Source organism: Micromonospora sp. NPDC049114, from assembly GCF_040648635.1.
Lineage (GTDB): Bacteria > Actinomycetota > Actinomycetes > Mycobacteriales > Micromonosporaceae > Micromonospora.
In genome coordinates this window covers 177415-190924 of record NZ_JBEZEA010000005.1, presented here as the reverse complement: position 1 = coordinate 190924, position 13510 = coordinate 177415, and the positions used below count along the sequence as shown (strand labels likewise).

The 13510-nt window shown below is 70.9% G+C and carries 11 protein-coding genes; 6 read left to right on the top strand and 5 right to left on the bottom strand.

The features are described 5' to 3' along the window. Positions 1–142 precede the first annotated feature (142 nt). Positions 143–1483, bottom strand: coding sequence for a low temperature requirement protein A (locus AB0B39_RS17680; RefSeq protein ID WP_357574814.1), 1341 nt, complete (start codon positions 1481–1483; stop codon positions 143–145). Between the two features lie 125 nt (positions 1484–1608). On the opposite strand from AB0B39_RS17680, the gene AB0B39_RS17675 reads away from it, so the two are divergent. Beyond that, positions 1609–3780: a UvrD-helicase domain-containing protein gene (locus tag AB0B39_RS17675; RefSeq protein ID WP_357574813.1), complete on the top strand. Its 2172-nt coding sequence runs from the start codon at positions 1609–1611 to the stop codon at positions 3778–3780. Between the two features lie 52 nt (positions 3781–3832). Here the strand turns inward: AB0B39_RS17675 and AB0B39_RS17670 are convergent, their stop codons facing one another. Then, the gene (locus AB0B39_RS17670) at positions 3833–4018 is read right to left on the bottom strand and encodes a hypothetical protein (RefSeq protein ID WP_357490581.1); all 186 of its coding nucleotides are present in this window, start codon (positions 4016–4018) and stop codon (positions 3833–3835) included. Positions 4019–4198: 180 nt separating this feature from the next. Between AB0B39_RS17670 and AB0B39_RS17665 the strand changes: the two genes are divergently transcribed. From AB0B39_RS17665 to AB0B39_RS17655, 3 genes are read left to right on the top strand one after another with little or no spacing between them, the layout of a single operon-like run. Further along, the gene (locus AB0B39_RS17665; RefSeq protein WP_234581809.1) at positions 4199–4573 is read left to right on the top strand and encodes a metalloregulator ArsR/SmtB family transcription factor; all 375 of its coding nucleotides are present in this window, start codon (positions 4199–4201) and stop codon (positions 4571–4573) included. Then, positions 4570–5076: an SRPBCC domain-containing protein gene (locus AB0B39_RS17660; RefSeq protein ID WP_357574812.1), complete on the top strand. Its 507-nt coding sequence runs from the start codon at positions 4570–4572 to the stop codon at positions 5074–5076. The genes AB0B39_RS17665 and AB0B39_RS17660 overlap by 4 nt, the downstream gene beginning before the upstream one ends. After that, complete coding sequence (locus AB0B39_RS17655) at positions 5064–5627, top strand: dihydrofolate reductase family protein (protein WP_357489492.1); 564 nt, start codon at positions 5064–5066, stop codon at positions 5625–5627. The genes AB0B39_RS17660 and AB0B39_RS17655 overlap by 13 nt, the downstream gene beginning before the upstream one ends. A gap of 51 nt (positions 5628–5678) precedes the next feature. Here AB0B39_RS17655 and AB0B39_RS17650 read toward each other — a convergent pair whose 3' ends face one another. After that, a complete protein-coding gene (locus AB0B39_RS17650; RefSeq protein ID WP_357574811.1) occupies positions 5679–7634 on the bottom strand; it encodes a translation factor GTPase family protein in 1956 nt (651 codons plus the stop codon). Between the two features lie 338 nt (positions 7635–7972). Here AB0B39_RS17650 and AB0B39_RS17645 point away from each other — a divergent pair, with 338 nt between their 5' ends. Together AB0B39_RS17645 and AB0B39_RS17640 are read left to right on the top strand one after the other, a co-directional pair. After that, complete coding sequence (locus tag AB0B39_RS17645) at positions 7973–9154, top strand: histidine kinase (protein WP_357574810.1); 1182 nt, start codon at positions 7973–7975, stop codon at positions 9152–9154. Then, positions 9142–9801, top strand: a complete 660-nt coding sequence (locus tag AB0B39_RS17640; RefSeq protein ID WP_357574809.1) for a response regulator transcription factor — start codon at positions 9142–9144, stop codon at positions 9799–9801. Before AB0B39_RS17645 ends, AB0B39_RS17640 begins: the two co-directional genes overlap by 13 nt. Positions 9802–9823: 22 nt before the next feature. On the opposite strand, the gene AB0B39_RS17635 is transcribed toward AB0B39_RS17640, so the two are convergent. Both AB0B39_RS17635 and AB0B39_RS17630 read right to left on the bottom strand, forming a co-directional pair. Further along, the gene (locus AB0B39_RS17635; RefSeq protein WP_357574808.1) at positions 9824–12427 is read right to left on the bottom strand and encodes an ABC transporter permease; all 2604 of its coding nucleotides are present in this window, start codon (positions 12425–12427) and stop codon (positions 9824–9826) included. Continuing rightward, a complete protein-coding gene (locus AB0B39_RS17630) occupies positions 12427–13128 on the bottom strand; it encodes an ABC transporter ATP-binding protein (protein ID WP_357574807.1) in 702 nt (233 codons plus the stop codon). The genes AB0B39_RS17635 and AB0B39_RS17630 overlap by 1 nt, the downstream gene beginning before the upstream one ends. Positions 13129–13510: the final 382 nt, after the last annotated feature.

The window sequence follows — 13510 nt, the reverse complement described above, 5'->3', positions numbered from 1 at the left end:
CGTTCTATCTGGCCCGGCTGCTGCGGGTGTCGCTCGTCACCAGCTGCGACGGCAGGGCCGGTGCGACGTCAACGCGCGACGCGGGAGGCGCCGGGCGGGTACGCGACGACATGGGTCACTGCGACGATCGACGACAGCCGCGTCACGCCTCGGAGTCGCGATCTCCGGACGCCTCCCGTCCGATCGGCGAGGCGGAGAACTCCAGCGACCGGCCCCGCCCTCGCAGCGCGCCGAGGAGCACGACCAAAGCCAGCACAACGGCCACCACGCTCAGACCGGCCATCGGCGCCCAGCGGGTCAGCACCGGCGTGACCAGCAACAGAACGGCCACGCCGATGATCTGGGGTCGGGAGGCCTGGCCGAAAATCTCGTACTCCAGCCGCATCCGGGCAACGAGGAAGAGTGTCGGACCGCCCACCACGAACAGCAGCCAACCGGGCCGCGGCTGCCCGTACGGATGATCGATCACCAACTCGTAGCCGACAGCCGTGACGAGGACGCTGAGCACGATCACCAGGTGCGTCCATCCCGACACCGCGCCCAACTGACCCGGCATACCCGCCCGGCCGAACGTCTCCGTCAACAGCAGACCGGCGCGATAGAAGTAGATCCGCCAGAGCAGCGCGCTGGTGACGAACGCTATCGAGAAAGCGGCTGCCCGCCCGGCCGAATAGTCCGCGCCGCCGAAGACCGTGCCGACAACCAGAATCGACTCACCGAGAGCGATGAGCACCATCTGCTGATAACGGTCCGCGAGATGGGTCCCGTCGATCTGCCACCGGCCCACTCTCGAAACCCCGAGCCACGGCAGCGGCCAGCCCAATGCCCAGGCAAGGTAGTCGACAGCGAGGGCGGCAACCCACAGCGGCAGGCGGAGGTGATCCGGTCCCAACGCGCCGGCCAACCACAACGGCGTGCTCACCAGAGCCCAGACGACAAGCCGGAACGGCACCAGCCGTCGCGGATGGCCACGCAGCGCGACGGCGACCACCAGCGGTCGCACCACCATCACCATCAGGTACGCGACCGTGAACGGCAGCGCTCGCTCCTCCAGGGCGCGGGGCAGCGTCACCGCCATGACCAGTCCGGCGAACATGGTGCCGACGACGACGGCTTGAATGATCGACCGCTCCGGTTCGTACCGACTGGTGATCCAGACGGTGTGCGACCAGATCAACCAGAGCGCCAGAAAGAGCAGCAGGGTACGCCCGAACCCCGTGCCGAGCGCCCAACCCGTGTCGTCGCGCAACTCGGCGAATCGCTGCGAGACCCGGGTGAGGGCCACAACGAAGGCCAGGTCGAAGAACAGCTCCAGGAACGTCGCTCGACCCGAACTCCGTGGAGGGCGCAGCAGTTCGGCACCCCGCCCCGCCGCCATCGTCCGCCTCCGTCCGCCGCCCTGGTCACCAACGAGCCGGCCGCCGAAGGAGTTGCGTAATGGAAATGGAGATTGAGCGGGGCCACAAGCGATCCGAAACTGCAAGGTATTGAGAGTCCCATCTCTGCCGGCGAACTTCCTGGGCGACGAGGGAAACGCAACCCTATGCTTGCCGCCGACCGCACTGCGGCTCATCCGGGCCCGACGGATACCCAGACAAGGACTTGCGAATGCGCCGGAAGTCTGCTCTGAACAACGGCACTGCTGGTGTCGAGGAATCACCGGCAACTCCCGCAAAGGACCTCGCGCGCCGATCCGCGATCGCCGAGGAACAGGCGTTTCTCGACGTGGCCACGGCCCGGCGCGACACGCTGGCCGACCAGCTACGGGTCGAGCTGTCGGCAGCGGCCGCCGACGCGTTGGCGCAGGCCCGCCAGCGCATGCTCCGCCAGCAGTACGACGAGCTCCAGCGAGCAGGGGAAGGGCTGGTCTTCGGCCGCCTCGACGGTCTCGATGGCACCGTTCGCCACGTCGGCCGTGTCGGTCTGCGCGACGAGGGTGCGGACAGTGAGCCACTGCTGGTGGACTGGCGCGCTCCCGCGGCCCGGCCGTTCTACACCGCGACGGCTGTCGACCCCCAGGGTCAGGCGCGGCGCCGGCACATACGCACCACGGGGTCGACTGTCGCCGGCGTGGACGACGAGCCTCTGGACGGCACCGCGACTGCCGAACTCGTCGGCGAAGGCGCGCTGCTGGCCGCCCTCGACCAGCGGCGCACCGGTCGCATGTCGACGGCGATCGCCACCCTGCAACGCGAACAGGACGACATCATCCGGGCGGAGGCGACCGGCCCGCTGATCGTTCAGGGCGGTCCCGGCACCGGCAAGACGGTTGTTGCGCTGCACCGCGTCGCGTACCTGCTGTTCACCCACCGGAAGATGGCCGACCAGGCGGTCCTGGTTCTGGGCCCTTCGCCGCGGTTCCTCCAGTACATCGCCCAGGTGCTGCCCGCCCTCGGTGAGACCGCCGTCGTCTCGGCGACCTGCGACACCCTGCTGGCCGACGTTCAGGTGGGCCGCGACGAGAGCCGGCTTCTCGCCGAGGTCAAGGGCCGCGCCCTCTGGCAGTCCGCGCTCGAAAACCACGTCACGTCGCTGCTCCCCCGGCCCCGCGAGCTGAAGCTGCGCTGGGAGGGCGAGTTCTTCGTCATCCCCGCCCCGACGGTGGCGCACGCGCTCGCCTCGGCGGTGCAGGGCCGCCCGTACCACCGCGCCCGCGCGGCGTTCGCCGAGCAGCTGCACCACCTTCTCGCCGATGTCGTCGCCGAGCAACGCGAGGCGCTGATGGACGAGATGGAGGAGGGCTTCGAGGACATCCTCGCCCGCGTCGACAAGGGAATGGGCCACGACCCCCGCTCCCCCCGGACGCCCACCGGCAGCGACATCGACGGGTTGCTCTCCGAGGAGGAGATCGAACAGTTGCGGTGCCGTATCGCCGAGAACGCCACCATCGCCCGGTTCGTCGAGGCGTGGTGGCCCACCCTCGACCCCGAAACCCTGCTGCGTGATCTCCTGACCGACCGCGCCCTGCTGGCGCGGTTCGCCCCGCAGCTGTCCCCCGAGGAGATCACCGCCGTCGCGGCCGAGCCCGCCGGGTGGGCACCAAGCGACATTCCCCTGCTCGACGCCCTTGCCGACCTGCTCGGTGAGGTCGACGCCCCGCAACCACCTGGCGAGTTCGTCGCCGACCGCGCTCGCCGGCAGCGCGGCTGGGTGTACGGCCACGTCGTCATCGACGAGGCGCAGGAGCTGTCCGAGATGCAGTGGCAGATGGTTCTCCGCCGCTGCCCCAGTCGCTCCATCACCGCCGTCGGCGACATCGACCAGGCCGAGGCGGCCCACCGGCACACCAGCTGGGCGCAAGCGGTGCGGGCCGCTTTCGGAGACCGGTGGACCGCCGCGGAACTCACCATCTGCTACCGGACCCCGCGCGAGGTCATGGCCCTCACCGAACCGGTCTTGAAGAAGGCGGGCAGCCACAACGTGCCACCCCGGGCGGTGCGCTCCTCCGGCATCGCCCCCTGGCAGCGCACTGTCGCACCCACCGAGCTTGCTGGTGCTGCCGCCGAAGCGGTGCGGGAGCTGCGGCACCGGTGGCACGGGGGCACGGTCGGCGTCATCGCCCCCGCCGACCGCGTCGCCGAACTCGTGGCCGTGCTGAGTGATGTGCCGGTGCTCACCGCCACCCAGTCCAAGGGGCTGGAATGGGACGCGACGCTCCTCATTGACCCCCAGGGCGTCGCCGCCGAGCCGCGCGGCTGGAACGGCCTCTACGTCGCGCTCACCCGATGCACCCAGGAACTCGGACAACTGATCCTCACGCAGCAGTCGCCGCAGCCGTGACACAGGTACCCGGACATCCGGCCAGGGCGCGGTCGGGGTTGCCGCTTCGGACTCAGACGTTGCTTTCCCGTTCGTCCAGTGACAGGCCCCAGCCACGTGCCAGGGCGGCGAACTCCTCGTGGAACTGCGGGAAGGTCTTGTCGACGCAGGACGGTTCGTCGAACTCGATCCCCGGCGTACGCAGGCCGGTCACGCTCATGCTCATCGCGATGCGGTGATCTGATCGGGTCTGCACCAGTGCTCCGGTCGGCTTGGCCGGCCGGGCGTCCCCAGACTAACCAGCCGTGCCGGTGCCTCGCGTCCCGCCCGAGGGCGCCGATCCGCAGTCGCCGCCCGTGTCAGCGAACGAATCCCGTTGACACCATCGCCGCCACCTCAATACGCTTAACATGTTCGTTAAGTGAAGGGAGGGGTTCGGATGGCTGGCACCGATCAGCTCAGCGCGGTGTTCTCGGCGCTCGCCGACCCGACTCGACGGGCGATCCTCGCCGAGCTGGCCGAACGCGACGCCACGGTCACCGACCTCACCGCTTCCTTCTCCATCTCGATGCCAGCGGTGTCGCGGCACCTCAAGGTGCTCGAACGCGCCGCGCTCATCTCGCGGTCGCGGTCGGGCAAGTGGCGCGAGAGCCGCCTCGAGGCCGCCCCGCTCCGCGAAGCAGCCGACTGGATCGAGCACTACCGGCGGTTCTGGGACTCGTCCCTCACCCGCCTCGATGCCCACCTTGCCGCGGTGCAGGCCGCCGGACAGGCAACCGATCAGATGGCCGACGACACCCGGGAGCCCGAATGAACGCCGACACTCCGCAGCTCGTCATCTCCCGGCTGTTCGACGCGCCACGGGAGCTCGTCTACCGAGCCTTCACCGACCCCGACCACCTGGCGGCGTGGTGGGGCCCGACCGGCAACTCACTGCCGCGCGACGAGATCGAGTTCGACGTACGCCCCGGCGGCTTCCAGCGGTGGACGGAGGTCAACGAAGCCAGCCCCGACCTTCGCGTGCACGTCCACGTCGCCCTCACCGACGTCGCCGACGGCGAACTGCTCGAAGGCCTCATGCACGTCGGCGGCCGGCTGCAGGAGGGCATCGAGCCGTTCCGGACGAGGTTGCGGGTCGAGTTCCACGACGCGTCCGAGGGGCGGACGCGCCTGGAGATCCGCCAGTGGCTGCCGGAGCACCTCACACATCCCAGCGAGGAGGGTTGGCGCCAGGCGTTCACCAAGCTGGACGCCGCGTTGGCGAACCCCCGGATCCTCGCCGCTGATCACCGAAAGGCAGACGCATGGCAAAGCTGATCTACGTGACCAACATGTCGCTCGACGGATACATCGAGGACGACCGCGGCGTCTTCGCGTGGTTGCCGATGGACGATGAGGTGTTCGTGCTCTGCACCGACCTCCTGCGGTCCGCGGACACGTTCCTCTACGGCCGGCGCCTGTACGAATCGATGGCCCACTGGGAGACCAATCCGGCCCTGGCCGCGCAGTCTGACCTCACGGCCGAATTCGCGCGCACCTGGAAGGCGGCGAAAAAGGTCGTCTACTCCACGACCCTCACCTCGGTGTCAACCGCCGACACCCGGCTCGAACGCCGTTTCGACCCCGCCGCGGTACGCGAACTGAAGGCCACGGCCAGCAGCGATATCACCGTGGGAGGTGCCAACCTCGCGGCACAGGCCTTCGAGGCCGGACTGGTCGACGAATGCCATCTGTTCATCTGGCCCGTTGTCGTCGGCGGGGGCAAACCCGGGATGCCGACCGGTACGCGCACCGACCTCGAACTCCTCGACGAGCGCCGATTCCGAAACGGCGTCCTGCACCTCCACTACCGCTCTCTCGGGCAGTGAGCGACGACCCGGTGTGCGCGGGAGGGGTCAACCGCCGAATCGGGCCGGCGACTACCGCGGCACGGCCCGGAACCACGCCTCCCGGTCGTCCGGGTCCGGTCCGCGCCGGGGCAGGGTCGGCGGGTCCTCCCTGGTGACCGGGGCGTAGTGGTCGAAGGTGGTGGTCAGGACAGCCTCCCCGCCGGTGAGGTCGGGAAGGGCGGCGACGACCTGCGGCACCCGGGAGGACGGCAGGGTGCCGCTCACCTCGAGGTAGCCGCCGGCGACGGCGGTCTCGTGGACCACCCCTGCACGCCTACCGAGCAGCGCCAGCACCGTCTCCACCGTGCGCTGGGGAAGGTTGACGTCGAACCGTTCGATCGGCTGGCACACCCGGGTACCGGCTCGACGCAGCGCCGCGGCGACCACGACCGGGGCGAGGTGGCGGAAGTCCGCCGCCACTGTCGAGATGGACTTGTCGAACTTCTGATGCGGCCTGCTCTGTCGCGGGAGATACCGGGAAGCCGTCATGGTCACCACACAGTCGGTGACCGGCCAACCGTGCCGGCCATGCCGCAGCGCGGCCCGTACGCCCTCCTCGGTGGCGGCGACGAATGCCGGTGGCAGCCGGCCGGGTTCGACGCCGGGACGGAACTCGATGCCGTGCCCGACCGGGGCGGCCTCGATCCGTAACCCGAGCCCGGCCAGGTACGGGTTGCCGCGCTCGTTCACCCGATCCTCGGCGGCTCCGGTGCCGACGACCCGCTCGATGCAGGCCGTCAGCGTGCCGGAGAAGCGCACCCGGACGCCGTACCGGTCCTCGAGGAGAGCGGCGAGCACCTCCTTCTGGACCTCCCCGTGCAGACGGATCACCGCCTCCGCCTGCTGCTCGTCGAGCCGCAGGTCCACCAGCGGGTCCTCGTCGGCCAGTTCGGCCAGACCGGCGAACATCGCCAGCCGCTGCTCCGGCTGCACCGGTTCGACGACCGCCTGCCGGGTGGGCGGCGGAAAGCGGTAGCCGTGCCGCCGGGGCGGGTCCCCGATGTGCTGGCCGATCCGGGCCGAGACGCCACGCACCGCGGCGATCTGACCGGCGGACACCGACTGGCGCACCAGCACGCCGTCGGGCTCGATGACGGCGATCTGGGTCACCGTCTGCGCGCGGGTTCCGGCCAGCTGCACCCGATCGCGCACCCGCAGACGCCCGGACCACAATCGCACCCAGGCCCGCCGGCCGTGGCCGTCCCGATCGACGGCGAACACCGTGCCCGCCAGCGGACCGTCCCGCTGCTCGCCACGCGGCAGCAGGTCGGCGAGGAGGTGGCACAGCTGCCGTACGCCTGCTCCGGTGATCGCCGAGCCGCACGCCACCGGGGTGAGCTCGGCGCGGCGCACCGCGTTCCGGATCGCACGCCGGACGTCGCGGACGCGTACCGGCTCGTCTGTCAGCCACCGCGCCGCCACCGCGTCGTCGACCTCCGCGACCGCCTCCAGCACCGGTTCGGCGTCGAGGCCGACGGCCCGCACCCGGACGTCGCGCCCGCCCTGGCCGGTGACCGTGGTGAGCGGGACCGGACGCGCCCCGAGCCGCTGGCGTACCTGGGTCAGCACCCGCTCGACGTCGGCGCCGCGGCGGTCCACCTTGTTCAGGAAGAAGACCGTCGGTACGCCGATGCGACGCAGCGCCCGCCAGATGGCGACGGTCTGCGGCTGGACCCCCTCGACGCTCGACACCACGAGTACGGCGGCGTCGAGAACGGCCAGCGACCGCTCGACCTCGGCGATGAAATCCGGATGGCCGGGGGTGTCCAGCAGGTTGATGGTCAGATCACCGATGGCGATCGACGTGACGGCCGCTCGGATGGTGATGCCGCGTCGGCGCTCCAGCTCCATCGAGTCGGTCCGTGTCGTGCCGGCGTCGACGCTGCCCAACTGGGATACGGCGCCTGCCTCGTAGAGCAGGCGCTCGGTCAGGCTGGTCTTTCCAGCGTCAACATGGGCGACGATTCCAAGGTTCAACAAGGCCACAGCAGAACTCCACGGTAGGACGGTCAAGGGTCCGGAGCGTGGAAGCTGCTCGCATTGTCACTCCTCGTCATGGTCACTGTGGTCGATGCCCTCCACCAGGTGCGGCGGTGGGGCGCCCTGAGGCTCGCACGCCCGCTGCGACCGCCGCCACCGAATTCGCTCGCAGAGGGGCACGGCCTCGCGGCGCCGTGCTGCGGCCTGCGCGTCCGGCACTCGGGTGGACGGCTACCCCGTACCATCGGCTGTTAGGAATGACGCGGGCGGCGACAATCAGGGCAGGGTACGACGCCGTGCCGGCGGTGCGAGCTTCCCGGGGCACCGAGGAAGGACGTCGTGTCATGCCGGGGGAACGGTGGGTGCAGGTGCGGCGGGGCGGTGTCTACCTGCTCGGTTCGTTGCTGCTGGGGGTCGCCACAGTGCTCGCACTGCCACTGCTGTGCGTTCCACGGCTCGCGCGGCTCTGGGCGGACTGGCACCGTGACCGCGCCGCCCGGCTGCTCGGTAGGCCGTTGGCATCGCGTCCGGCCCAGGGCGCGTCGAGACGCCGAGCGGCCGCGAGCGGCACCTCCCACGCCCTGCTCTGGCTGCCGGTGAACGCCGTCACCGGAGTGGCGTTCGGGCTGCCCGCCCTGCTGTGCGTGGGCAACATCCTGGTCGCCGCGATCGCGACACCCCTGTGGTGGGCGTTCGCGCCGGAGGCCAGGCCACGGTTGTTCGTCGACGTCCCGGTGACCGGCTGGACGACCGCCCTCACGCTGGGCCCACTCCAGATCCTCCTGCTCACCGCGCTGGCCTACCTGGGCTTCCCGCCGTTCGCGCGCGCGCACGCCCGGATCTGCCTGGTGGTGCTGTCGCACTCGACGAACGAGCAGCTCGCCGAGCGGGTTGCCGTGTTGACCCGCACCCGCGCGGACGTGCTCGACGCACACGGCGCGGAGCTGCGCCGCATCGAACGCGACCTGCACGACGGCACCCAGGCCCGGCTGGTGGCCATCGCGATGCGGCTGGCCGTGGCCCGCCAGGCTCTCTCCGACAATCCGCGCGACGAGCGGTTCCTGGAGGACCTTCTTCGGGACGCACACGAAGGAACCGAAGAGGCGATGACCGAACTGCGCGACGTGATCCGAAGCGTCTATCCGCCGATCCTCGCGGACCGCGGGCTCGACGGTGCCCTGACGGCCCTGACCACCCGCTGCGCCGTGCCGACCCGGTTGGACATCGGCGACCTCGAACGGGTGCCGCCCGCGGTGGAGGCCGTCGTCTACTTCGCCGTAGCCGAGGCGCTGACCAACGTCACCAGACACAGCCACGCGACCACGGCCGGCGTACGGGTCAGCCGCGCGGCGGACAACCTGTCGGTGGTGATCACCGACAACGGCACCGGCGGCGCCGACGATCGGCGGGGCACCGGCATTGCCGGGATCCGGCGCCGGGTGCTCGCGCTCGACGGCACTGTCGACATCGACAGCCCGGTCGGCGGGCCGACGACCATGACCGTGGAGCTGCCGTGCGGGTGGTGATCGCCGAAGACAACGTGCTGCTGTCCACCGGACTGGAACTGCTGCTGGGTCGCGCGGGCTTCCAGATCGCCGCCGTCGCCGAGGATGCGGCGGGCTTCCTGACGGCCGTGCGGGAACACCGGCCCGACGTCACGGTCGTCGACGTCCGGCTGCCGCCGTCCTTCCGCGACGAGGGAATCCGTGCCGCCCTGCAGGCCCGGCGGGAGTATCCCGGCCTTCCGGTCCTGGTGCTGTCGCAGTACGTCGAGCAGCAGTACGCCGCCGAACTGCTGGCCACCACCGGCGGCGGCGTCGGCTACCTTCTCAAGGACCGCGTCAGCCGCGTCGACGAGTTCGTCGACGCGCTGCGCCGCGTCGCCGCCGGTGGCACGGCAATGGACCCCGAGGTGATCGCGCAACTCGTCCAACGCGCCGGTGACCCGGTCGCCGCCCTCACCCCCCGCGAGCGCGAGGTACTCGCGTTGATGGCGCAGGGGCACGACAACAACGCCATCGCTGAACGGCTCGTCGTCAGCGACAACGCCGTGCACAAGCACATCGGCAACATCTTCGCCAAGCTCGGCCTCGCCGTGGCCGACAGCGGCCACCGCCGCGTCCTCGCCGTTCTCGCCTACCTCAACGCCGGGGGCCAGGTGGGCGATCGCTGATCCGGCCCGGCTGAACCCCTCGTCACTCCCGCCCGCCGATCGCGTCGATCAACGCCTGTCGCATCGCGTACCGGGTGGCCATCCTGATCGCTCCCCAGGAGAGCGCGATGGTGAGCGCCACGATCGCGATGAGCCCGGTGAGCGAGATGCGGGGAACGGGCGACCTCGTCAGGCCCAGGCTGATGCCGATCAGCGGTGGGACAGTCGCCAGCAGACCGAACAGCAGCGCCGCGAAAACCACGATCCTGGCCTCGCCGTTCATCATCGCGCGGATCTGGTCCCGGCTGGCGCCGATGAGTCGCAGGCTCGCGAACTCGCGAACCCGCGCCGCCGTCGCCATCACCAGGGTGTTCACCACGGCGATCGCGATGTAGCCCAGCAGCACCGTCTGGAACAGTAGGTTCAGCGCCCAGTCACCGGAGCCACCGGACCCCGACGTGGCCAGGAACGCCTCTCGGTCGCCGACCTGGACCGTCGGGTAGCGCTCGACGGCGCCCCGCAGCGCACCGGTGAGCGCTGTCGGGTCGGTCCCGTCCACCGACCTGATCAGCACGGCCGAGGACACCCGCGAGGTGGTGTGGGCGACGACCAGGTCGTGGGGCAGGGTGACGTCCCCGAAGCCCAGGCCGTTCTCGTAGATCGCGACCACCCGCGGCGTGACCACCGTGCCGTCGCCGAGCCGCAGCTCGACCGTTCCGCCGACCTTCGCCCGGACGGTCTCCGCGACGATTCGGCTCAGCGCCACCGCATCGCCCCGCAGTTCCGCGATGTCCCCCTCGTTCACCCCGAGATCCATGGTTTCGGAGAGCCGTTCGGGCGTCACACCCTGGGCGGCGAAGACCTTGGTCGCGGTGCTGTCCTCGGACGGGAAGGTCAACAGCACCCGCATCCGGGCCACCGGCGTGGTCACGGCGACACCGGCCACGGCCCGCACCGCGTCCACGACCTCCGGGGACACCCCGGCACCGGACGACGCGGTCACCACGTGGTCGGCCCGCAGGCCCTCCTCGATCTGGTGCTGCGCCCCCGCCATCGTCGTGGAGGCGCCGAACACCTGCACGGCCGCCAGGGTCACGCCCATGGCCAGCGGTGTGGTGGCCGTACTGAGCCGCCGCCAGTTGGCCCGCGCGTTGGCCTGCGCGAGGAAGCCGCTGGCCGTCGACTGCCGGTTCAGGCCCGAGCCGAACAACGCGAGGGCGCCCCGGAGCAGCAGGGGCCCCAGACAGCCGAGCGCCACGACGAACAACAGGACCGCGCTCCCGGCGGTGTCGGCGGCCGAGTCGCCCGGAGCCGCGACATTGCCCCAGGTCAGCAGCAGCCCGAGCGGGATGAGCAGGACGCCGACGGCCACCCGCACCCGGCCGAACTTCTTCGGCTCGATCGCGGCGTCCCCGAGCGCCTCGACCGGGCTGACCCTGGCCAACCGGCGGGCCACCAGCCAGCCAGCGAGCCGGGCACTGAGCACGCAGAGGACCAGCGACGCCAGGACGGGCAACAACCCCACCCGCATCTGGAAGTCCGGGGGCATCACTCCCGCGAGGACGAACACACCGCGCATCACGAACGCGAGCAGCACGCCGGGAATCGCGCCGACCACGGCGCCCACCGACGACACCACTGTCATCTCGGCGCCGATCATCCGGTGGATCTGCTGCGGCGTCGCGCCGATGGCCCGCAGCAGAGCCAGTTCCCGCCTGCGTTGCCGCACCGACAGCGCGAGGGTGCTCGCCACCACGAACACCACGATCAGGACCATGGTGCCGCCGAACGACGCCGCCGTCTCGACCACCAGGCTGCGGGCGTCACCGACGTCCAGGAACTCCACATCGCCGCGTCCCGCGCCGGTGTGCGCCACCACGCCCGGCACGGCCGCCGTGATGCGCTCGGCCAACTGCTCCGGGACGACACCGGGCGCGGCGAGCACGCCGATGGCGTCCACCCGGTCCGGACGCCCGGACAACGTGCTCGCCTGGCCGTCGGTGACGAACACGGCGGACTGCCGGTCCAACCCGTCCCCCGGCGCGACGGCGAGGCCCACCACACGGTACGAGGACGGGAGCGAGCCGACCACGAGCTGCACCGTCGCGCCGAGCGACACGTCGCCGCGCGCGGCGAGGTCGACGTCGAGCACCACCTCGTCGGGCGCGGAGGGCGCGTGGCCGTCGCGCAGCCGGAACGGGCCCAGCGCCGCAGCGGACCAGCCGTGCCCGAGCACCGGGAAACCGTTCGGGCCGGCCACCGTGTGGCCGTCCGGGGCCAGCAGGCTCACCTCGACGTTGACGTCTCCGATGGCCGCCCGCACACCGGGCACCGCGGCGACGGCGGCGACCTTGTCGGCGGGCAGCGTGACCCGCTCGCTGTAGCGGACCTCGGCGGACTCGTCGAGCCAGAACGACTGCGCACCGCCGAGGAGCACCGCCGCGCCCGAGTAGCGCTCGGGGGTCACGCCGGTGCCGAGCCCGGACACCAGCAGCATCCCGCAGGCGGTGATCACCGCCGAGCCCGCGACGATCGCGATGAAGGAGCCGACGAAACCGCCCCTGCGCCCCTTGATCGTGCTCCACGCCAGCGACAGGTCCCTGGGAAACGGCACCACGGCACGGACCAGCTGCCGCAAGCGGCGCATCACCACTCGCCCAGGTGCGTCATGCGCGAGGCGATCTGCTCCGGAGTCGGTCGGTTCAGCTCGCCCGCGAGCCTGCCGTCGGCCAGAAACAGCACCGAGTCGGCGTAGGAGGCGGCGACCGGGTCATGGGTGACCATCAGCACCGTCTGCCCCATCGCGTCCACGACGTCCCGCAGCAGCTCCAGAACCCGTTTGCTGGAACGGGTGTCCAGCGCGCCGGTCGGCTCGTCCGCGACCACCACGTCCGGACGGGTGACCAGCGCGCGGGCGACAGCGACCCGCTGCTGCTGACCGCCGGACAGTTCGCTGGGGCGCCGCCTGCCGTACCCGTTGAGGCCCACCGCGGCCAGCACTTGGCCCAGCCACGTCTTGTCGGTCTTCCGGTCCGCCAGCCGCAACGGCAGCGTGACGTTCTCCTCCACGGTCAGCGCTCCCAGCAGGTTGTACGCCTGGAACACGAAGCCGATCCGATCGCGCCGCAGCTCGGTCAGCTCGGTCTCCGACTGCTCGGACACGTCCGTGTCACCCAGCAGGACCCGGCCCGACGTCGGCCGGTCCAGACCGGCCGCACAGTTCAGAAACGTGCTCTTGCCGGACCCGGAGGGGCCCATGACTGCGGTGAACGTGCCGCGCGGGAAGGCGGCGGTCACCGCGTCGAGTGCGCGTACCGCGTTCTTCCCCGACCCGTACTCCTTCGTCACCGCATCCAGGCGCACCGCGTACGGCGATGTCCGGACGGCCGGGGTTGCTGGAATGTCCGGCGAACCGCTCCCACCGGTCTCGGCCGGCGCGACGCTCCGTCTCGACAGGCCCCTCGTTGATCTCATGCCGTCCGACGTTAGGTTTCCCGGCGGCCTGGATCGATACCCCGTACTCCCGGACGTCGAGTACAGCTGGCTGTAGTGCCGTGCAGCGGTAAGGCTCCGAACCACCCGACACGTTCGCATCTGCAGGATGTCACCGCTGCGCCCGGCGTCCAGGGACCACGGTGGAGGTGAGCAGGGACAGACGACTGCTGATCAGGCAGGGGCCGGCGGAGTACGAGTACCTAGGGAAAGCTGGGTATTCCCGCCCATCCATCGG